We start from the raw sequence: 20,173 nt of genomic DNA on the forward strand, positions 1-20,173 counted from the left end.
CGGATGAGCGTGTACGACCTGCTGGCGCTGTGGTGGGTGGTGCCCACGGGCCTGGCACTGCTCGGCTACGGGCTTGCGCTGGCCGGGCTCACCCCGGCTCAGCGGGCGATCTGGGTGCGGGCGCGGATCGTCGAGGTGGGACAGCCGGCGCACGGCGCCTCCAAGGAGCCGGGGATTCCGGTGACGGTCGCCTTCCAGGACCCGGCCACGGGGCGGGAGTTCACCCTGTCGAACGTCGGCAGGCACGGCGACTCGGTCGAGGAGGCCTGGGTGGGCCGGGAGTTCGAGGTGCGCTACCCACGCGGGCGCCCTGACCTGTTCCGTGTCGTGCTCCACAGTCCGGAGGACAAGAACGGCCGGTCCGGCCCGAACTGCACGGTGATCCTGCTCTACATCGGGCTGGTGATCCACGCGATCGTCGCCTGGGGTTACCCGTGGGCGCTGCTCGGCTTCGGCGCCGGGGTCACCGTCGTCGCGGCGTTCAGCCCCGACATCCGCGCGGCGCGGGCCCGCGACGACCTGCTGGCCACGTCGGTCGCCGTCCCGGCGCGCGTGGTGGCCGTCACCAGGGACGTCTACACCGACGGAGAGGGCGACGAGATCATCAACCACGCCCCCGTGGTCACCTTCACCACCCTCGACGGCACCCGGGTCACCGTGCTGTCCCGCGACGGCATCCCCCACCCGAGCCGGTCCCTCCACCGCCGGCTCACCCTCCACTACGCCCCCTCCGACCTGAGGGTCTACTCACACGACCTCGCGGCAGACCGCCGCGGCAACGAGAGGGCCATCGGGTTCATCATCATCCTGCTGCTCGCCGGAACGACGGCCGTCGTGACCGGCACGGTCCTGCTCCCCTGGCATGCCCTTCGTTAGCATCCCCTCCGTGACGAGCCGACGCGTCTTCATCAGCTACACGCAACGGGACAGCGAAGTGGCCCGCATGCTGGATGCGAGTCTGTGGGCCGCCGGCGCCGACACGTTCCTGGACCAACGGGACATCCTCCACCGGCTTGACGGAGGCGACGTGTGGTTGCGGTGGCGCCCGAGCGACGAGGCCCCCGTCGATCACCGGGCGGATACCGGTCAGAGCCGTGACGACCTGGGCGACTTGAGCTGCACCACCCGGGAACGACGCCACCGGGCCCGCGCCTGCCGCGGCCACCATCGCCGTCGGGCAACCCTCCACGCATGAAGATCATGGTCTACGGCCGGAGCACTAAGCTCCTGGGCAAGCGCCGATCACGGGTGTCGGCGCCCGGACGTCCGCGCAGGCGACAGCAGCAGGAGGAACACTCACGTGACCAGCCGTGTCATCTTCCTTTCGCCCGCGTCGAGCCCGTCACTGCGGCAGGCCCGCTTCTACGACGGAGACCCGCTCGACGACAGCGGCACGGCACGCGCCCGCTCGGCGGCCGGGTCGTTGCCCCGGGCCGGGCGCATCGTGATCTCCCCCAGTGTGCGCTGCCGGGAGACGGCCTCGGCTCTCGGGCTCGACGGCGAGGAGGCACCGGACCTCGCGGGACTGGACGCGGGTCGCTGGCGGGGCCGGAGCCTCGACGAGGTCGCCTTGGCCGAGCCGGAGGCGGTGACCCGCTGGATCGGCGATCCCACGTCCGCGCCCCACGGCGGCGAGTCGGTGGTCGGCTGTTGCGCGCGGGTACGGCGCTGGCTGGAGGCCACCCTCGAGACGGATGGCCGCACACTCGCCGTGGTGGAGCCGGAGGTCGTACGGGCCGCGGCCGTTCACGTGCTGGACGCGCCGCCGGCCGCCTTCTGGCGTCTCGACGTGCCACCCCTGACGGCGACCGAGATCAGCGGACGGGCAGGCCGCTGGAACCTGCGCATCGGACGGCCGTTGGGGCCACCGGAGGCCGATCCGGACCATTGAGGGTTTCGGACCACTGAAGGTGCCGGACCGCCGAAGGTGCCGGACCGCCGAAGGTGCCGGACCGCCGAAGTTTCCAGATTCCGGGCTCCGAGGTCCGAGGCCCTGGGTCGGGGGGTCCGGGATCGGGGGGTCCGGGGTCCGGCAACAGCCCTTCCTCGTCGACGGGTTACGAGGCCGGGTCCCGGTGGCGCCGCAGCAGGGCGGCTATCGCGCAGCGCAGACAGTCCCCGCCCACTTCCTCGACCGCGCCTTCGCCCGTTCCCGCCCCCCTTGCCTCTCCCACGCCCTCGACGTCCGCTTCGGCGGTGCCGCAGAGGGCCGCGCACTCGCCCGGCACGGTCCGGGCCGGATCCGGGCCGTCGTCGGCCGGAACTCCGATGAGGGTCTCCAGGTCCCGCACCAACTGTTCGGTGCGTTTCACCTGTTGGGCGAGCACCCGGACGCGCGCGCTCTGGCCGCCGATCTGGCGTCGGCTCGCGATCAGTTGCTCGTACTCCCGGACGGTGAGGGCGACCGCCTCGTGGCCACCCAGGATGATGCGACGCGGCTGGGGCTGTCTGGCCACTCGGGTCCTCCGCTGCTCGCCTTCTTCGTGCCCGGGTAATCGGCTGGGTCGACGGGTCATGTCCGTGGTCCGAGTCGTCGGTGTCCGGAGAACGCGAGAGGGCCCACGGATGGTTCCGTGGGCCCTCTCGCGTCTCGGGTCATGTCAGCGTGTCCCGGCCGGGTCCGGTCAGTTCGGGGCGGCGACTGCTCCGCCCGAGGCGACCGCCGCGGGCTTCGGATGCAGCAGCCGCTGGGCCAACTCGCCGAAGGCGAGACCGAATCCGCCCCACAGGGTGATCTGCATGGCGAGGGTGGAGAGCCGGAACCGCCACAGGAGGGCGGCCGGGAAGTCCCCGGGCACCTCGTTGATCGTCGGCAGGAAGGCGTACGCCAGCCCGATCACGACCACGAAGGCGGCCACCGCGGTGACGGTGGCGTACCAGCTGCCCAGCCGGGGTGCGAGCCGCTTGCCGAGGATGACGGCGCCGACCGCGAGGAGCACGCTGAGCACCATCATCAGGAAGTACAGCGTGGTCCGCTTCCCGATGGTCTCGTGGTCGCCGACCGCCGGCGGGTTGGCCGGGTACTTCAGGAACGGCACGACGTAGACCGCGAGCAGCGCGCAGCCGGACAGCAGCAGCGCGGTGGCCCGCGGGGTGAAGCGGCCGACACGGCCGAGGGCGAAGCAGAAGGCGAGGGCGGCGATGCCGCCGAACGCCACCCCGTACAGCAGCACTCCGGTGGCCAGGCCGGCCGTGGACTGCAGGCTGCGGGAGACGAGTTCGACCTCGTGCTCGTGGGCCGGGGCGTGGGATTCCTCGAAGCCGATGGCGCCGTCGACACTCGGCTCACCGAGGAAGTAGGCGACGATCAGGGCGAGCACGCCGGCGCCGAGGCCGGCGAGCATGCCCCGCACGAGGAGGTTTCTTACCGTTGCGGAGTTCATGGGGTGCGCGGCGTCCTTCGTCAGTGGCAGGGGAAGCCGAGCAGGTGACGGGCGTCGTGGACCCACTCGTGGACGTTCTCGCCGGAGACGACCGCGGTGGCGCCCTGTTCGGCGCCGACGAAGTACAGCAGGACAAGCATCAGGACGCCGAAGAAGACCGCCCAGGGGGCGATGTCCTTGAGCGGCAGCTTTGCCGGAATGGCCGGGGTGGTGACAGGCGGCTGGGCGACATGCTGCGCCATGGCAGGGCCTCCTCTGGGAGTTCGCGTCCCATCTCGGTGGTGCACATGACGACGGCCACGGGTCTGACTTCGGGCGCTCCCGAGGGAGCGTCCCGTACACAGTGGCGCGACCGTGCCGGATTCCCACCGGCTTCCGTGTCGCCGTCGTCGATATCGCACTGACGCTACCGCGTGTCGCGTGCATGGCCAAGACCGCGCCACCTGGCGTGATCCACCTCTCGTACCAGGTGACGTGGCCGGTGCGGCCCGCGGGTCAGCGGTGACGGAACGCGGGCGCTCGCGTATCGGCGCAAGGGCCCGTGCCCTCCTTCACCTGGGCGTCTGTTGGGCGGTGCCCTGTCCGGCGGGTCCGCGCCCCGGACCGAGCCCGAGTTCGCGCTCGCCGAGGGGGGCGAAGAAGCGGTCGACGTCCGTGTCGTGGACGTCGGCGAGGGTCGACGGCGACCAGCGCGGATCGCGGTCCTTGTCGATGATCTGGGCGCGGATGCCCTCCACCAGGTCGGGTGCGGTGAGGGCGGCGCAGGAGACGCGGTACTCCTGGTCGAGGACCCGCTCCAGGGAGCCCAGGCGTCGGGCGCGCCGCAGGGCGGCCAGCGTGACCTTGAGCGCGGTGGGCGACTTGGCGAGCAGGGTCTCGGCCGTCTCCTTGGCTTCGCGGTCGCCGTGGTCGAGGAGCCGTCCGACGATCTCCTCGACGGTGTGCGCGGTGTAGCAGGCGTCGATCCAGGGGCGGTGGGCGGCGAGTTCCCCGGGTGGTGCCGGGCGGACATGTGCCGCCAGCGCGTCGCGCACCGGGAGCCGGGCCAGGTCGCCGACCAGCCGTGGCAGCGCCTCGGCGGGGACGAAGTGATCGGCGAGTCCGCACACCAGGGCATCGGCCGCGCCGACTTGACGGCCCGTCAGTGCCAGGTGGGTGCCGAGTTCGCCGGGTGCGAGGCCGAGCAGATGGGTGCCGCCCACGTCGGGCACGAAGCCGATGCCGGTCTCGGGCATGGCGATCCGCGACCGCTCGGTGACGACACGGACGCCGGCGTGCGCGGAGACACCGACGCCGCCTCCCATCACGATCCCGTCCATGACGGCGACGTACGGCTTCGGGTAGCGGGCGATTCGGGCGTTGAGCCGGTACTCGTCGCGCCAGAACGCGGCGGCCGCCGTGCCGTCGCCGTCGCGGGCGTCGTCGTGGATGGCCCGGATGTCGCCGCCCGCGCACAGGCCCCGCTCCCCCGCGCCGGTGAGGACGACGGTCTCCACGGCCGCGTCCCGCTCCCAGGCCGTCAGGGCCTCGTCGATGCGGCGGACCATGTGATGCGTCAGGGCGTTGAGCGCCTTGGGACGGTTGAGGGTGAGGTACGCGGCGCGCCCCTCGGTACGCAGCAGGACGGAATCAGCGGCGGCGCTCATCCGGACGCCTCGGTCAGGCCACGGGCCACGATGACACGCATGATCTCGTTCGCTCCTTACAGTGTCCGGCTGGTGGCCGGTGTCGGCGGCGGACGGCCGGACCGCCGCACGCGGGTTCGGTGCCCGCGGATCTTCGGACACCTTGGCCAATCTAGTGAAGGCGCCGGATCACGTCGGCCGGGCGCCCGTGCCGGCGACCTCGACAGGCCCTGACATACCCATCAGCGGCAGGTCGCTCGGCATGCCGTGGTCGCCGTGCGGAACTCGACGTCCCCGACCAGAATAAACGGACAGCTGTCCACTACCGGCGAGGGTAGCGGACAGCTGTCCGTTCCATCGGGCCGCCCGGACACCCTCACCGCCGCCCGGGAGCCCCCGTACGCAGACCGTCCATGATGAGGTCCAGGAGCCGGGCGGTCTGGGACTGCCAGTCCCCATGAAGGTCGATCTGCCAGATGCCCGCGATGGCGAGGGCGAAGTCGTCGGCGGTCACGCCCGGCCGGATGGTTCCGGCCTCGTGATTGGCCCTGAGCAGCAGCTCGATCGCGGCGACCACCAGCGCGTACCCGGGTTTCGCCGGGTTCCCCGTCGCACTGGTGGCCTGACGCAGGGCGTCGGCCAGTCCGGCCTTGGCGAGGGCGAAGCGGGCGAGACCGTCCATCCATTCGCGCAGGGCCCGGTCGGGCTCCCGGGTCTCCAGCAACTGGGCCGCACTGTCGACGAGTTGCCGCACCTCGTGGCGGTAGACCTCCAGGACGAGCGCCTCACGACTGGGGAAGTTGCGGTAGAACGTGCCCTGCCCGACCCCCGCCTTCTTGGCGATGGCACTCAACGGGGCGTCCGGGGAACGCGTCAGTTCGACCAGCGCCACTTCCAGGATGCGCTCACGATTGCGCTGCGCGTCCGAGCGCTGGGGCGCCTCACTCCTCGGCTCCACTCGCCCTCCTCCGGGCTCCCGCCGGAACCCTCTCACGCAACCGGACAGCCGTCCGCTACATGCCTCATGAGTGGACTGCTGTCCGCTTGTCGTCACCATAGCGGAGCCCCTCGCACGGCAGGGCGGCCCTGGAACCGGCCGAGCACCGGCGATCCCCTCACACGACACCGGGACAGCTGCCAGACTTGCGTCCCAGCACGCGCACAGGACGGAACAGGACAGGAGCAGGACAGCGGCAGGGCATCGGCAGCGCCCGATGGTCTCCGCATCGGGTCCTGTTGGACGGTGGGGCCTGTCGGGGCGCGTGCCGGGGTGTTGTAGCGGGGCGGGTGCCGACGGGGAGGCGACGTATGGACGGCCGGGTGTCGGCGGATCTTGCCAGGGAAGTACTCGCCATGCTGCCGACCCTCGTCGGCACGGACGCTCCCCGGATCGCGGAGGAGATCCACCACGCGCTCGCGGCCTCGGGCGGTGTCGGAGGGACCGAGGAGCTGCGTCGCGCCGTGCACGCCGACATCCGCGTCAGGTCCTGGGCCGAGGCAAGGCTCCGCCAGGACGGCCAGGACGGCGAACGGAGCACGCCGGGAGCCGGAAGCGGATACCAAGGGCTCGCAGGGGGGCCGGTCCCCGCCGCGTCGGCCACGAAGTTCGTGTGCGGGAACCCGGTGTGCACGAAGCCCGACACCTGGACCCGCGGCTTCGTCGGCGAACCGGTGCCGCGCTGCTCGGCATGCGCCTACCTGCTCGGCCGCGAAGCGTAGCGGGGCGCGGTGCCGACCTTCTGGAGCGCGGCCGCCGGGAAGCTGGTCGAGCGGTGGCTCGCCACGGGGCTGGCCGCGGCGGTGTACTGGCTGGTCATGACGCTGGCCTGGGCCGCCGGACAACCGCGTCCCCGGCAGGCCCTGGCGGGGCGACTGGATGCCGTGGGGACGATGCCCGCCGGTGAACAGCTCGCGCTGCTGCTGGTGGCGTTGGTCGGGCTCGTCGGATCCGCTCTGCTCATGCGGCAGTTGACCCTTCCCGCGCTGCGCCTGTTGGAGGGCTACTGGCCCCGGTTCCTGTCCTCCGTGAGCGGGTGGCTGTGCGAGCGGCACACCCGACGGCGCGCGGCCGACTCCGCCGAGTGGAGGGCGCTGTACCCACGGCTGGAAGCGGCCCCGACGGCCACGGGTGCCGGGCCACCGGCGCCGCTGAGCGCAGCGGAACGCGCCGAGTACGTCCGGCTGGAGGCGCGACTGCGGTGGAGCCCGCGCGATCCGGCTCTGGCCATGCCGACGCGGGTCGGGAACATTCTGCGGGCCGCCGAGGCCGAGCCCCATCACAAGTACGGTCTGGACGCGGTGCTGCTCTGGCCGCATCTGTGGACCCTGCTGCCCGAGAGCTTCCAGCAGGATCTCTCCGCCGCCCGGCAGCGCCTGGACGCCGCCGTAGCCGCGGGGTTGTGGGCCGTGCTGGTGCTGCCCGCCGTGTACTGGACCCCCTGGGCGTTGTCGGCTCTGTTGTTCGTGCTCGGCGCCTGGGGGTGGTGGCTGCCGCGCGCCTGTCAGGACTACGCGATCCTGTTGCAGGTCGCGTTCGACCTGCACCGTCAGCAGTTGTACCGAGCGCTGCGCCATCCGCTCCCGGCGACCGCCGCGGAGGAGCCGGACGCGGGGCTCCGGCTGACGGCCTATGTGTACCGCGGCTCCGACGACCCGGCTCTGGTGTTCACCCCCGGCGACTGAACCGGGACCTGAGCCGGGGCAGCGACCGCGACGGGACCAGCGCCTACGGCCCGAAGTGCACGAGGGGCGCCCACTCGTACGGGTGGGAACGGCTGTTCCGGACCTCCCGCACCGCGGCGTGCAGCGCGAACGCCGGGTCGAAGGTACGGCCGTACAGGGCGGCCGGCCGATGGAACTCCGCCGCGACGTCCCGCACCGTCCACGCTTCGACCGACCGGACGCGGAACGGTCGCGCATGGCTGACCACGACCCCCGTCGGTCGGACGCGGTGGCCCCTCCGGCGGCCGGCCGCGAACCGACGCCCGGGACACCGTCCGCCGAACGGCCACCCGTCGCATGGCCACCCACGCCACGAACTCGTCGTAGCCGCCCGAGCGTTCCTGCCGATCGGCAGCGGTGCGGTCATCGGGTCGGTTCGTAGGTCAGTTGTTTGACCTGGCGCAGGGTGAGTGTCGTCTCGACGGACCGGACGCCGTCGAGCGCGCCGATCCTCTCGCTCAGGTAGCGGTAGAGGTCGCCCGTGCTACGACTGACGACGGCCGCCACCAGGTTGGCCTGTCCCGTGATCGCCGCGGCGAAGCTGACCTCCCGGTGCTCCGCGAGTGCCTGTCCGACGGCGGAGAGGGCGGAGGGGGCCACGGTGAGCCAGAGCATCGCGCCGACGCCGTGGCCCAGGGATTCCCTGCTGTGCTGCACGTCGAAGTAGAGGGCTCCCGAGGAGCACAGCCGTTCCACGCGTCGTTTGACGGCGGCCTCGGACTGGCCGGTCGCGGCCTGCAGTTCGTTGAAGGGGGCCCGTCCGTCGCGCCGGAGCAGGGCCACGAGAGCCTCGTCGGCCGGGTCGAGGGAGACGGGCGCGTCATCCGGTTCGGCCCGCGGCCGGCGCAGCGCCGCCTCCTCGTCCGGCTCCAGCGCCCGGATCTTGTCGAGCCAGCCGAGCGGGCCGCCGTAGAAGAGGTGGAGCAGGCAGTGGGCGCTGACCGAGATGACGCGGGGGGTGCGCTGGAGTCGGTCGAAGAGGAGTTCGTCGCGCTCCTGCCGGTTGCGGGGCTTCATCGCGCACAGCACCTCGGTGCCGCCGGAGATGAGGTCGACGTAGGAGGTGTCGGAGCGGCGGGCCAGGGCGGTCGCCAGTTGCTCGGCGACGTCCGGGGTGCAGCGCATCCGGACGATCCAGCCGGCCCGGCCGAGTCTGCTCTCGTCCGGCACGCCGACCACCCGGAGGCCGGCCGTGGTGCGCAGCCGCCGGAAGCGTCGCGCGACGGTCTGGTCGCACACGCCGAGCACCTCGGCGATCCGGCTGAACGATGCCCGTCCGTCGAGTTGCAGGGCCTGGAGCAGCTTCAGGTCGAGTGCGTCGAGGGGCTGGGAAGCCATGGCGGCCCTTCTGGTCCGGGGCGGAACGAGGCCGTCGTCACCGGCGGTCGTCGCCGTCGTCGCCATCGATCGACGTCTCCATCGTCATCGTCGCCGATCGTGGTCGGCGGCCCGGCGGGCCGCCGGTCGAAGGTATGGCGGGTGCCGGGGGCCGTCGGTGAGGCCGGGCCGTGTCGTGTCACAGGGCCCGGGACCGTCGTGCTCGGTCCCGGGCCCCGCGTGTGGCGCCGTACCCGTCCCCACGGACGGCGCCGGTACCGGGCCGGCGTTCCGCTCGGCACGCCCGCCCGGTACGTCCGGTGTCACCCTCCAGTGACGCGTCCGACCGGCGAGAGGGTTGCTTCGGGCCCCTCGGCCACCGGCGCGGCGGCCGGTGCGGCCCGGCCGGGGCCGACGCTCACGGGCGGTGCCGGGTGCTGGGGGCGGCGCAGCAGGAGCGCGCCGACGGCGGCAGCGAGCAGGGCCAGTACGGCGGCGACGACCAGGCAGAGGTGGAGGCCGTCCAGGAAGGCCTCGGACAGCGCGCCTAGGACGCGGGGGGTGTCCGCTCCGAGGTCGGCGCCGGCGACGGCCCCGATGCCGCCGTGTTCGGCGACCGCCTGGACCTGTTCGACGGTCCGGCCGTCGAGGCCGGCGTCGGTGAGGTGGCCGGGCAGTGCGTCGAGGGCCTCGGTGGACAGCAGGGCGCCGAGGACGGCGGGGCCGAGGGCGGCGCCGACCTGGCGGAAGGCGTTGTTGGCGGCGGCGGCCATACCGGCCTGGCGGAAGGGCACCGAGTTGACGGCGGTGGCGGTCATCGGCGTGATGACGAAGGCCAGGCCGAGGCCGAGCAGGGCCAGCCGCCAGGCGAGCGATCCGAACGAGGTGTGCGCGCCGATGCCGGTGAGGGAGAACAGGGCGGCGGCGGTGAGGAGCAGGCCGCCGGGGATGAGCAGGCGCGGTGAGACCCGGTGGACGAGCCGGCCGACGGGGGCGCCGAGCAGGAGGGGGCCCAGGGTGACGATCAGCAGGCGCCAGGCGGCGTCGAGGGTGGAGAGGCGCTGGACCATGCCGAAGTAGAGGCTGAGGGCGAAGAAGAACCCGATGAGGCCCAGGAAGCTGATCATGGCGATCAGGGTGGTGGCGGTGAAGGCGGGGCTGCGGAACAGCCCCAGGTCCAGCATCGGGTCGGTGCCGGCCCGCTCCACGAGGACGAACGCCACGGCGGCGACCGCGGCGGTGGACAGCGCCACGACGACCTTCACGTCGGAGAACGAGGTGGCACCGCCCTCGATGATCCCGTAGACGAGTGCGGTGATCGTCAGCGCGGCGCTGATCTGGCCGGGCCAGTCCAGCCGGCGTGTGCCGGGGGCGCGGGAGTCGGTCAGCAGCCTGGCCGCGAAGGCCGCCGCGGCGAGGGCGACGGGAAGGGGCAGGAGGTAGATCCAGCGCCAGGCGAAGTGATCGAGGACGGTACCGGCGATGACCGGTCCCAGGGCCAGGGCGGCGGTGAGGGACGTGGCCCACAGGCCGATGAACTTGCCGCGCTCGCGCGGGTCCGGGACGGCGTGGCCGATCAGGGCGAGGGTGGTGGGCAGCAGGGCGGCGGAGCCCAGCCCGGCCAGGGCCTGGCCCACCCAGAGGAGTTGGACGGAGTGGGCGCACAGGGAGACGAGCGCGCCCAGGGCGGTGAGGGCGAGGCCCGCCTGGAAGACCCGTTTGCGGCCGTGGACGTCGCCGAAGACGCCCGCGGTGAGGATGAGGGCGGCCATGGGCAGGACGAACGCGTCGGACACCCAGGCCAGTTGGGACGTCGAGGCGTTCAGCGCCCGCTGGATGGCGGGCAGGCTCACCGAGACGGTGGTCACCGGCAAATAGGCGACGAACACGCCGACGCAGGCCATGACGAGCGTGGCGGCTCGCCGTTCCTGCGGCGCGTTCGCCGGGGTCGAGGCGTTCACGGAGTTTCTCCCTTGAGGCGCTGGGTGCGCCGGACCGCGGGGTGGACCGGCGTCCGCCACCTTCGGCCCGGCCGTCGACCGAATCCAGCCACCGCGGCCGGGACCGGGAAAACCGACATCGGGGACGGGTTTTCCGGGACTTCTCGACATCCACGGTCCACGGGGCCCTCCGACGCCCGGCCCCCGGGTCCGCACATGTGACCCACACCACAAAAGAAACGATGCCGTTTCGATAGAGGTCGAAGCTAGTCTTTCGATGGGAACGAAACGGTTTCGTTCAGTGGAGAACGGGAGGGGACCACCCGCCATGACCTCCGTACTCGTCGTCAGCGACCAGACCCTGCAGCGCCTCGGCTTCCGGATGCTCCTCGCGGACCACCCCGACCTGACCGTCGTCGGTGAGGCGTCCGGCTACTTCGAGGCGATCCGCCTGAGCACCGAACTCCGCCCCGACGTCGTCCTGCTGGACGCCCGCGATCCCGGCACCGACACCCACGACACCATCCGCCGCATCACCCGGCCCCCCGCGCCCGCCCACCCCTCGGACGCCGTGCGCAAACCCCCGTACGTACTCGTCCTCACCGACACCGGCCCCGAAGCGCACACCCATGCCCTCCTGCACGCCGGGGCCCGCGGGTTCCTGCTCCAGGACGCCACCGCGGACGAGCTGATCGCCGCCGTCCGTATCGTCGCCACCGGCGACGCCGTGATCACCCCGGGGCTGACCCGGACACTGATCGACGCCGTGCGCCAGGAGCGCCCCGTCCGCCTCGCCACGCGGCGGGAGGCCGGTCTCGACGCCCTGACCGAGCGCGAACGCGACGTCCTGGTCGCCGTGGCCACCGGCTGGTCCACCACGGAGATCGCCGAACGACTGTCAATCGCCCCGACCACCGTCAAGTCCCACGTCAGCAACATCCTCGGCAAGATCGGCGCCCGCGCACGGGTCCAGGCCGTGGTGTTCGCCTACGAGTCGGGCCTCGTGCGGCCGGCCTGACCACCGGACCGGCGACGAGCGGACCCGGCAGCCCCACCCCCACACCCGCGCCAACACCCCCTTCCCACCAGGTCGTTCGACCTGTCGGACATTGTTCGATACCTCTTGACGCTGCGCCTCACGTCGATTGACACTCTCGCAACACGACGTCACACAGCCGAAACGGCAGGGCGCCCCTGGCCGAGGCCCCCTTCGTCAACCGTGTCTCAGCAGGGGAAGTCCACATGCCGTACAGCACACGACCTCGCGCCCGCGCGAGACGTCAGGCGGGTCAGCTCGCCGGACTCACCGCCGCCTCACTGCTCCTGGGCCTCGCCGGTCCCACCGTCCACGCCCAGGCCGCGCAGTCGGCACCCACGGCCGAGGCCGCGGAGATCACCGACGGACTCGCCCTCTGGTACCCGCTCGACGCCGACTCGGGCAGCACCGCCACCGACGCCTCCGGCCACGGCCGTGACGGCACCGTCAACGGCACCGCGGGCTGGACCGGCGACGGCCAGGGCCTCGCCTTCAACGGTTCGGACACCTACATCAAGGTGCCGAACGACGTCATGAAGGGCATGGACTCGATCAGCGTCTCCATGGACGTGCTGATGGACGAGTCGCAGAGCACCCCGTATTTCGTCTACGGTTTCGGCAACACCAGCAGCGGCACGGGCAACGGCTACCTCTTCGCCACCGGCAACCCGCTGCGCACCGCCATCGCCTCCGGCAACTGGTCGACCGAGCAGAACACCCGGCCCACCGACTCGCACAACCTGACCCGCTCGGTGTGGAAGCAGCTCACCTACACCCAGACCGGCAGCACCGCCGTGCTGTACGAGGACGGCGTGGAGGTCGGCCGCAACACGTCGGTCACCGTCACCCCGGGGTCCATCGGCTCGGGCACCACGACCGCCAACTACATAGGCAAGTCGGTCTACACCAGCGACAAGCTCTTCAAGGGCAAGATCCGTGACTTCCGGGTCTACGACCGTGCCCTGGCCGACTCCGAGGTCGAGCAGCTCTCGCTCCCCGTGGCCGAGCAGGGCGTCGCCGCCGACAAGGCGGCCCTCGGCCTGGGCGACACCAGCGCGGTGACCGCCGATCTGGACCTGCCCAGGACCGGTACGGCCGGCGGCTCGACCATCAGTTGGGAGAGCGACAACACGGACGTGGTGTCGGACTCCGGCGCTGTGACACGCCCCGCCTCCGGTGAGCCGGACGGCCACGCCACGCTCACGGCGACCCTGAAGAAGGGCACCGTGAGCGCCACCAGGACCTTCGACATCACGGTCCTCCCCGCCGTGGACGACGCGACCGCCGTCCAGCGGGCCGCCGAGGCGCTCACCGTGCACAACCTCGACGACGTCCGCGGCAACCTCACCCTCCCGGCCACCGGCACCCTCGGCACCAAGGTCGCCTGGTCCTCCGCGAAGCCGGACGCCGTCTCGGCCGCGGGCCTGGTCCACCGCCCCGCGCACGGCGACGGCACCACCACGGTCGAGCTGACCGCGACCGTCACCAAGGGCGACGCCGAGACCACCCGCGTCTTCACCGCGAAGGTCCCCGAACTGCCCGAGAAGCAGGCCTACAAGGGCTACATGTTCAGCTACTTCACCGGCGAGGGAACCTCGGACGGCGAGCAGCTCTACTCGGCTCTCAGCAAGGGAAACGACCCGTTGAAGTGGCGGGAGCTGAACGACGGCAAGCCCGTCCTGACCTCCACGCTCGGTGAGAAGGGCCTGCGCGACCCGTTCATCATCCGCTCCCCCGAGGGCGACAAGTTCTACCAGATCGCCACCGACCTCAGGATCTACGGCAACGGCGACTGGGACGCCTCCCAGCGCACCGGCAGCAAGTCCATCATGGTGTGGGAGTCCACCGACCTGGTGAACTGGACCAACCAGCGCCTGGTCAAGATCTCCCCCGACGCGGCCGGCAACACCTGGGCCCCCGAGGCGTACTACGACGAGTCGCTCGGCGAGTACGTCGTCTTCTGGGCGTCGAAGCTGTACGACAACGAGGCCCACTCCGGCGACACGTACAACCGCATGATGTACGCGACGACCCGCGACTTCTACACCTTCAGCGAGCCCAAGGTCTGGGTCGACCGCGGCTACTCGGTCATCGACTCCACGGTCATCCAGCACGACGGCACGTACTTCCGCCTCTCCAAGGACGAGCGGAACAACTCCTCCTCCACGCCCAACAGCAAGTTCATCTTCGAGGAGAAGAGCGACACGCTCCGCAACCTCTCCTGGACCGCGGTCGCCGAGGGCATCGGCAAGGGCGAGATGAGCGCGGCCGAGGGCCCGTTGGTGTTCAAGTCCAACACCGAGGAGAAGTGGTACGCGTTCCTCGACGAGTTCGGCGGGCGCGGCTACATCCCCTTCGAGACGACCGACCTGGCGTCCGGTGCGTGGACCCCGTCCACCGACTACGACCTGCCGTCCAAGCCCCGGCACGGCACCGTGCTCCCGGTCACCCAGGCCGAGTACGACCGGCTGCTGCAGACCTACCAGCCGGACCAGATCGTCACGAGCGTCGAGGGCACCAAGGTCAAGACGCGCATCGGTGACGCCCCCGTCCTGCCGGCCACCGTCATCGCGGAGTTCGCCGACGGCGCCAAGCGGCCCGTCGCCGTCACCTGGGAGGACGTGGCCCCCTCGCAGTACGCGCAGGCCGGCACCTTCACGGTGAAGGGCGACCTGCCGGGCGACGCGGCGATCGACGTCACCGCCGAGGTCACGGTCTCCACCGAGGGCCCGGACGTCCCGGCCGACCTGCTCCTGCACTACGGCTTCGACGAGACCGGCGGCAGCATCGCCCGCGACTCCAGCGGCCACGGCTACCACGGCACCTACGTCCGCACCCCCGACTTCGGGACCGGCGTCGAGGGCGGCTCGTTCAAGATGTCCGGCGGCTCCGGCAGCTCGACGACCTCCCCGTACGTCAAGATCCCGAACGGCGTGCTGAAGAACGCCGACAGCGTCACCGTCTCCACGTACGCGAAGTGGAAGGGCGGCGACAACTGGCAGTGGCTGTTCGGCCTCGGCCCGGACAGCGACAAGTACCTCTTCGCCAGCCCGTCCAACGGCTCCTCGTCCCTCTACTCGGCCATCACGGCGGCGAGTTGGGGTGCGGAGAAGAAGCTGTCGGGCACCCGGCTCGCCGTCGACAAGTGGCAGCACGTCACCGTCACCATCGACGGCGGCTCGGGCACGGCGGTCCTCTACCTGGACGGCATCGAGGTGTCCCGCGCCACCGACGTCAGCGTCGAACCGTCCGACCTGTACGACGCGGACAAGGACTACAGCGGCTACATCGGCCGGTCCATGTACTCCCCCGACCCGTACTTCGGCGGTGAGGTCGACGACTTCCGGATCTACAACCGGGCCCTGACGGCCTCCGAGGTCCTGGAGATCAGCGGCAACACCACGGGCATCGCCAGGGCCACCCACCCGCAGCAGAAGACCGACGCGATCATCGACGACGCCGGCAGCCGCATCACCCTGCCGATGAAGCCGGGCACCGATCTCACCAGACTGGCACCGGAGTTCACCCTCGCCCACGGCGCGGCGATCAGCCCCGCCTCCGGGAGCGTGCAGAACTTCACCAAGCCGGTGAAGTACGAGGTCACCGGCTCGGACGGCAAGAAGCGCACCTGGACGGTGTCGGCCCGGGAACTGAAGAGCCCGGTCCTGCCCGGCCTCAACGCGGACCCGAACATCGTCCGCTTCGGCGACACCTTCTACATCTACCCGACCACCGACGGCTTCGAGGGCTGGAGCGGTACGCAGTTCAAGGCGTACTCGTCCAAGGACCTGGTCCACTGGACCGACCACGGCGTCATCCTGGACCTGGGTCCGGACGTCTCGTGGGCGGACAGCAGGGCATGGGCGCCGGCGATGGAGGAGAGGAACGGCAAGTACTACTTCTACTTCTGCGCCGACGCGAACATCGGTGTCGCGGTCTCCGACTCGCCCACCGGCCCGTTCAAGGACGCCCTGGGCAAGCCGCTGCTGAAGGCCGGTGACCACCCGGGCCAGATGATCGACCCGGCGGTCTTCACGGACGACGACGGCACGCCGTACCTGTACTGGGGCAACGGCCGCGCCTACGCGGTCCCGCTCAACGACGACATGGTCTCCTTCGACGCCTCGAAGGTCACCGACATGACCCCGAGCAACTACAACGAGGGCACCTTCGTCATCAAGCGCAAGGGCACCTACTACTTCATGTGGTCGGAGAACGACACACGTGACGAGAACTACCAGGTCGCCTACGCCACCGGCTCCTCGCCCACCGGTCCCTGGACCAAGCGGGGCGTGATCCTGCAGAAGGATCTCTCGCTCGGCATCAAGGGCCCCGGCCACCACTCGGTGGTCCACGTCCCGAACACCGACGACTGGTACATCGTCTACCACCGCTTCGCCATCCCGGGCGGTGACGGCATGCACCGCGAAACGACCATCGACAAGCTGGAGTTCGACGCCGACGGCCTGCTGAAGAAGGTCGTTCCCACCCTGGAGAGCATCGACCCGGTCACCATCGTCCGGGCCGGCCCGGACGCCTCCGGCAAGGAGGGCGCCAAGATCCAGCTGAACGGCACCCTCTCGGGTGCGGGCACCGCCAAGTGGACCGCCGCCAAGGGCACGCCCTGCACCTTCGCCGACGCCAAGAAGGCGAAGACCACGCTCACCTGCACCGACAACGGCACCTACGAGGTCACCCTGACCGGCGGTCGCGGCACCGACTCGGCGACCGTGACCGTCACGAACGCCGCCCCGGTGATCACCTCCGCCCAGGGCCCCACGGCCCCGGTCGCGGCGGACCGCCGTACGACCGTCACCGCCTCGTTCGCCGACCCCGGCACCGGTGACACCCACACCTGCAGCGTCGACTGGAAGGACGGCGCCAAACCGACGAACGGCACCGTCACCGGCTCCCGCTGCTCGGCCGCCCACACCTACACCGCGGCGGGCATCCACCGGCCCGTGGTCACCGTGACCGACGACGACGGCGCCTCGGACCGGACGACCCTGCCCGAGCTGATCGTCTACGACCGAACGGCCGGGCCCACGACCGGAGTCGGCTTCATCACCTCGCCGGCGGGCGCCTACCCGCCCAGCTCCAAGCTGACCGGCAAGGCGGCCTTCTCCTTCACCGCCGACTACGCCAAGGGGGCCACCGTGCCCACCGGAAAGGCGTCCTTCGAGTTCGGCGCGGCCCGGCTGAAGTTCCGTTCCACCGGCTCCGACTGGCTCGTGGTCACCGGCTCCCGGGCCATCTTCCAGGGCTCCGGCACGGTCGACGGCAGAAGCGGCTACGGTTTCCGGATCACCGCCACGGACCGCCCCGACCTCTTCCGGATCAAGATCTGGAAGAAGGCCGGAGGTGCCGTGGTCTACGACAACACCACCGCGGCCAAGGCCAACGGCAGCATCACCGTCGGCGGCCACCGGAGGTGAGCCGCGGGTAGGAACAGAGGGAGGCACAGTGCGTGTCCTGGAGCTCGGCCACTGCTCACCGGCCGACGCCGTCGAGCAACTGCGCGCGGCGGAGCGGTACGACGTCATCCGTGTCGGTGACGCCGTCCAGGAACTCGACCCCCGCGCACTGCTGCCCTCCCTGGCCTCCGCGCTCCGCCCCGGCGGAGTGCTCCACCTCACCGTGCCGGCCTCGGCGCGCACCCCGGTACCCTGGGCGGATCTGTTCGCCGAGAACGGGCTGCGCGTCGAGGCCGTCGACACGCCGGACCAGGACGAGCGGGCCACCCACCGGGTGCTCCGGGCGACCCGCCCCGTCCGCGTCTCGTCCCGCCCCCGTTCCTCCCGGCCGCCCCTCCCGCACGCGGCGATCGGCGTCGGCGCCATCCTGCACGGCCCTCGCGGGCTGCTCCTGGGCCGCCACCACCGGGGCACCTGGGAGCTGCCCGGCGGGACCGTCGAACCCGGCGAGTCCCTCCAGGAGACGGTCGTGCGCGAACTCGTCGAGGAGACCGGCGTCACGGCCCGAGCGGCGGACGTACGGCTGCTGGGCACGCTCCTCGACCATGTCGAGGACGTCGTACGGGTCACCGTGGCCACCGTCGTGACGGCGTGGCACGGCGAGGCCTCCGACCAGCCAGGTGAACGCGTCGGCGACTGGCGCTGGTTCCCCCTGGACCGGCTGCCGGAGAACCTGTTCGTGTGCAGCGCCCAGGGCCTCACCGCCTGGCGCCCGGACCTGCCGATCGACCACACACCGGCCCACTTCACCCCGTACGGCGGCTGACCGGGCGGGCCGCCGCAACCCTCTCGCAACCTTCGCCGTGCTGCACTCGGTGACCATGGCCGACGAATCCGCACGCCCCGCCCACGACGAGGTCCCCCGCGTCGAACTCACCCCGGCCGCCTGCGACCTGCTGCGCCGGCTGCGCGAGGCCCACGGTCCGCTGATGTTCCACCAGTCGGGCGGCTGCTGCGACGGCAGCGCCCCGATGTGCTTCCCGGCCGGCGAGTTCCGCACCGGCGACGCGGACATCCTGCTCGCGGAACTGACCGTGGCCGGCGTCGGGGAACCGGTGACGTTCTGGATCTCCCGCAGCCAGTACGAGGTGTGGAGTCACACCCGGCTGATCGTGGACGTCGTCGAGGGCCGGGGCAGCGGCTTCTCACTGGAGGCACCCGAGGGCGTACGTTTCCTCATCCGCTCACGGCTCGTGGGCACCTGACCACGAGAAAGCCTGGCGATCACGTTCAGCCACTCCGTCGACACATCCGGCCGACGCACGAGCACCTCACTCCGCACGACATCGATCCAGCTGTCGATCGGTTCGAACTGCTGGGCGTCCAGTGCCTCCCGAGCCGCCGTCGTCAACACGCGGTCACTCCGACGGACATCGTCACCTGGCGCGTACCTCATGGGCACTGAGAGAGTTGACGGGACCTCAGGGAGTGATGTGACGCGCGGTCAAAGGTGCTGTGTCCAGGGCAGGGCGGTGCTGACGATTCTCACCGCGCTCATCGCCCTGACCGCCATAACCCTGACCGGGGCGAGTCCCGCCGGCGCCGCTGGGGATCCGGCCCGGATCGCGACGGGTGTCGCCTACGAGCGGATCGACCTGCGCGGGGTCGGCGGGCCGACGCGGGTCCATCTGCTGCGCGTCGATCTGGACCGCCCACAGGTTCGTCTCGGGCTGCTGTATCCCGGGGCGGTGGCCGCGCGGGCCACGGTCTCGCAACTGGCCGACGGGCGGGCAGCGGTCGCCGGGGTGAACGGCGACTTCTTCAACATCACCGAGGCGCAGCACCCCGGTGTCGAGGCGACGGGCGCGAGCGTGGGCCCCGCCATCGGGGACGGCCGGGTGCTGAAGGCGGCGGTGCCCGACGGGCAGCGCTTCGGGCCCGCGTTGCCCCCGGGTACGACCACGGAGGACGTCATCGGCGTCGGCACCGACCGGCGGGCCCGGCTTGACCGCCTGTCGCTGAACGGGGCGGTCACCACGGACGAGGTGCGGCTGCCGCTGGGCGGGCTCAACCAGTACGCCCTGCCGGTGGGGTCGGTCGGCGCCTTCACCAAGGACTGGGGCAGCGCCTCCCGGGTCCGCGCCACCTGCGGCACGGACAACGACCGGGCCGCGCCCTGCAGTTCGGACACCTACGAGGTGACGGTCCGTGACGGGTTCGTCGTCTCGACGGCCGACCGCCCCGGCAGCGGCGCGATCGGCCCGGACACCACGGTGCTCGTCGGCCGCGAAGGGGGCGCACAGCAGCTCCGGAAGTTCTCCGCGGGCGAGCGGGTGGCCGTCCGGCACGGCCTCGTGGCGTCCGCCTCGCGGATCCCGTACCTCTTCGCGCTCGGCGGTTACCCGGTGTTGCGGGGCGGCCGGTCGCTGCCCGGGCTCGACGCCACGACCTCGGCGGTTCGCACCGCCGTGGGTATCGCGGACGGCGGCCGACAGGTCCTCCTGCTCGCGGTGGACGGGGCACCCGAGTACCGATCCGGCCTGACGGTCGCCGAAGTGGCGGAGAACATGAGGGAGTTGGGGGCGGCCGACGCCTTCAGCCTGGACGGCGGCGGTTCGACGACCCTGGTCACGCGCGGGCCGGGCGCGAGTGCCGTCTCGGTACGCAACCACCCCACCGGGGGCGCGGAACGACCCGTCCCGAACGGCATCGGCGTCTTCTCCACGACGCCGTGAGG

Annotated in this window: 18 protein-coding genes; 10 read left to right on the forward strand and 8 right to left on the reverse strand. The window is 71.5% G+C overall.

Translation table 11 applies throughout. The features are described 5' to 3' along the window. Nucleotides 1-3 precede the first annotated feature (3 nt). From ACZ5VD_RS11505 to ACZ5VD_RS11515, 3 genes are all read left to right on the forward strand, one after another. The gene (locus ACZ5VD_RS11505; RefSeq protein ID WP_468549791.1) at nucleotides 4-876 is read left to right on the forward strand and encodes a DUF3592 domain-containing protein; all 873 of its coding nucleotides are present in this window, start codon (nucleotides 4-6) and stop codon (nucleotides 874-876) included. Between the two features lie 10 nt (nucleotides 877-886). Continuing rightward, nucleotides 887-1,195 carry a hypothetical protein gene (locus ACZ5VD_RS11510; RefSeq protein WP_468549792.1) on the forward strand — a complete coding sequence of 103 codons (309 nt, stop codon included), beginning with the start codon at nucleotides 887-889 and terminating at the stop codon, nucleotides 1,193-1,195. 105 nt (nucleotides 1,196-1,300) lie between these two features. After that, nucleotides 1,301-1,891, forward strand: coding sequence for a histidine phosphatase family protein (locus ACZ5VD_RS11515; RefSeq protein WP_468549793.1), 591 nt, complete (start codon nucleotides 1,301-1,303; stop codon nucleotides 1,889-1,891). A 166-nt stretch (nucleotides 1,892-2,057) separates the two neighbouring features. Here the strand turns inward: ACZ5VD_RS11515 and ACZ5VD_RS11520 are convergent, their stop codons facing one another. From ACZ5VD_RS11520 to ACZ5VD_RS11540, 5 genes are all read right to left on the reverse strand, one after another. Beyond that, nucleotides 2,058-2,456 (reverse strand): hypothetical protein, encoded by a 399-nt coding sequence (locus ACZ5VD_RS11520; protein WP_468549794.1) that lies wholly within the window; start codon nucleotides 2,454-2,456, stop codon nucleotides 2,058-2,060. A gap of 168 nt (nucleotides 2,457-2,624) precedes the next feature. Beyond that, nucleotides 2,625-3,383: a CbtA family protein gene (locus tag ACZ5VD_RS11525; RefSeq protein WP_468549795.1), complete on the reverse strand. Its 759-nt coding sequence runs from the start codon at nucleotides 3,381-3,383 to the stop codon at nucleotides 2,625-2,627. A gap of 20 nt (nucleotides 3,384-3,403) precedes the next feature. After that, nucleotides 3,404-3,625 (reverse strand): CbtB domain-containing protein, encoded by a 222-nt coding sequence (locus ACZ5VD_RS11530; protein ID WP_468549796.1) that lies wholly within the window; start codon nucleotides 3,623-3,625, stop codon nucleotides 3,404-3,406. 309 nt (nucleotides 3,626-3,934) lie between these two features. After that, on the reverse strand, nucleotides 3,935-5,029 hold the full coding sequence (locus tag ACZ5VD_RS11535; RefSeq protein WP_468549797.1) for an enoyl-CoA hydratase/isomerase family protein: 1,095 nt from the start codon (nucleotides 5,027-5,029) through the stop codon (nucleotides 3,935-3,937). A gap of 355 nt (nucleotides 5,030-5,384) precedes the next feature. Next, on the reverse strand, nucleotides 5,385-5,966 hold the full coding sequence (locus ACZ5VD_RS11540; RefSeq protein ID WP_468549798.1) for a TetR/AcrR family transcriptional regulator: 582 nt from the start codon (nucleotides 5,964-5,966) through the stop codon (nucleotides 5,385-5,387). Nucleotides 5,967-6,316: 350 nt separating this feature from the next. Between ACZ5VD_RS11540 and ACZ5VD_RS11545 the strand changes: the two genes are divergently transcribed. Together ACZ5VD_RS11545 and ACZ5VD_RS11550 are read left to right on the forward strand one after the other, a co-directional pair. Beyond that, a complete protein-coding gene (locus tag ACZ5VD_RS11545) occupies nucleotides 6,317-6,727 on the forward strand; it encodes a hypothetical protein (RefSeq protein WP_468682075.1) in 411 nt (136 codons plus the stop codon). Between the two features lie 9 nt (nucleotides 6,728-6,736). Next, complete coding sequence (locus ACZ5VD_RS11550) at nucleotides 6,737-7,690, forward strand: hypothetical protein (RefSeq protein ID WP_468682077.1); 954 nt, start codon at nucleotides 6,737-6,739, stop codon at nucleotides 7,688-7,690. A gap of 43 nt (nucleotides 7,691-7,733) precedes the next feature. Here the strand turns inward: ACZ5VD_RS11550 and ACZ5VD_RS11555 are convergent, their stop codons facing one another. The 3 genes from ACZ5VD_RS11555 to ACZ5VD_RS11565 form a co-directional block, all read right to left on the reverse strand. After that, nucleotides 7,734-7,937 (reverse strand): hypothetical protein, encoded by a 204-nt coding sequence (locus ACZ5VD_RS11555; RefSeq protein ID WP_468549801.1) that lies wholly within the window; start codon nucleotides 7,935-7,937, stop codon nucleotides 7,734-7,736. Between the two features lie 155 nt (nucleotides 7,938-8,092). Next, the gene (locus ACZ5VD_RS11560; protein ID WP_468682079.1) at nucleotides 8,093-9,067 is read right to left on the reverse strand and encodes an Lrp/AsnC family transcriptional regulator; all 975 of its coding nucleotides are present in this window, start codon (nucleotides 9,065-9,067) and stop codon (nucleotides 8,093-8,095) included. A gap of 302 nt (nucleotides 9,068-9,369) precedes the next feature. Further along, nucleotides 9,370-11,007: an MFS transporter gene (locus ACZ5VD_RS11565; protein ID WP_468682081.1), complete on the reverse strand. Its 1,638-nt coding sequence runs from the start codon at nucleotides 11,005-11,007 to the stop codon at nucleotides 9,370-9,372. A gap of 307 nt (nucleotides 11,008-11,314) precedes the next feature. Here ACZ5VD_RS11565 and ACZ5VD_RS11570 point away from each other — a divergent pair, with 307 nt between their 5' ends. The 5 genes from ACZ5VD_RS11570 to ACZ5VD_RS11590 all read left to right on the forward strand — a co-directional run bounded on the left by ACZ5VD_RS11570 (nucleotide 11,315) and on the right by ACZ5VD_RS11590 (nucleotide 20,171). Further along, a complete protein-coding gene (locus ACZ5VD_RS11570) occupies nucleotides 11,315-12,004 on the forward strand; it encodes a LuxR C-terminal-related transcriptional regulator (RefSeq protein ID WP_468682083.1) in 690 nt (229 codons plus the stop codon). A 224-nt stretch (nucleotides 12,005-12,228) separates the two neighbouring features. Next, nucleotides 12,229-17,457, forward strand: coding sequence for a family 43 glycosylhydrolase (locus ACZ5VD_RS11575; RefSeq protein ID WP_468682085.1), 5,229 nt, complete (start codon nucleotides 12,229-12,231; stop codon nucleotides 17,455-17,457). 28 nt (nucleotides 17,458-17,485) lie between these two features. Beyond that, entirely contained in the window at nucleotides 17,486-18,262 is a 777-nt protein-coding gene (locus ACZ5VD_RS11580) for an NUDIX domain-containing protein (protein ID WP_468682087.1), read from the forward strand. Nucleotides 18,263-18,317: 55 nt separating this feature from the next. Beyond that, on the forward strand, nucleotides 18,318-18,701 hold the full coding sequence (locus tag ACZ5VD_RS11585; protein ID WP_468549806.1) for a DUF779 domain-containing protein: 384 nt from the start codon (nucleotides 18,318-18,320) through the stop codon (nucleotides 18,699-18,701). A gap of 228 nt (nucleotides 18,702-18,929) precedes the next feature. Further along, nucleotides 18,930-20,171: a phosphodiester glycosidase family protein gene (locus ACZ5VD_RS11590; RefSeq protein WP_468682090.1), complete on the forward strand. Its 1,242-nt coding sequence runs from the start codon at nucleotides 18,930-18,932 to the stop codon at nucleotides 20,169-20,171. Nucleotides 20,172-20,173: the final 2 nt, after the last annotated feature.

This window comes from Streptomyces sp. NPDC032822 (assembly GCF_055578825.1).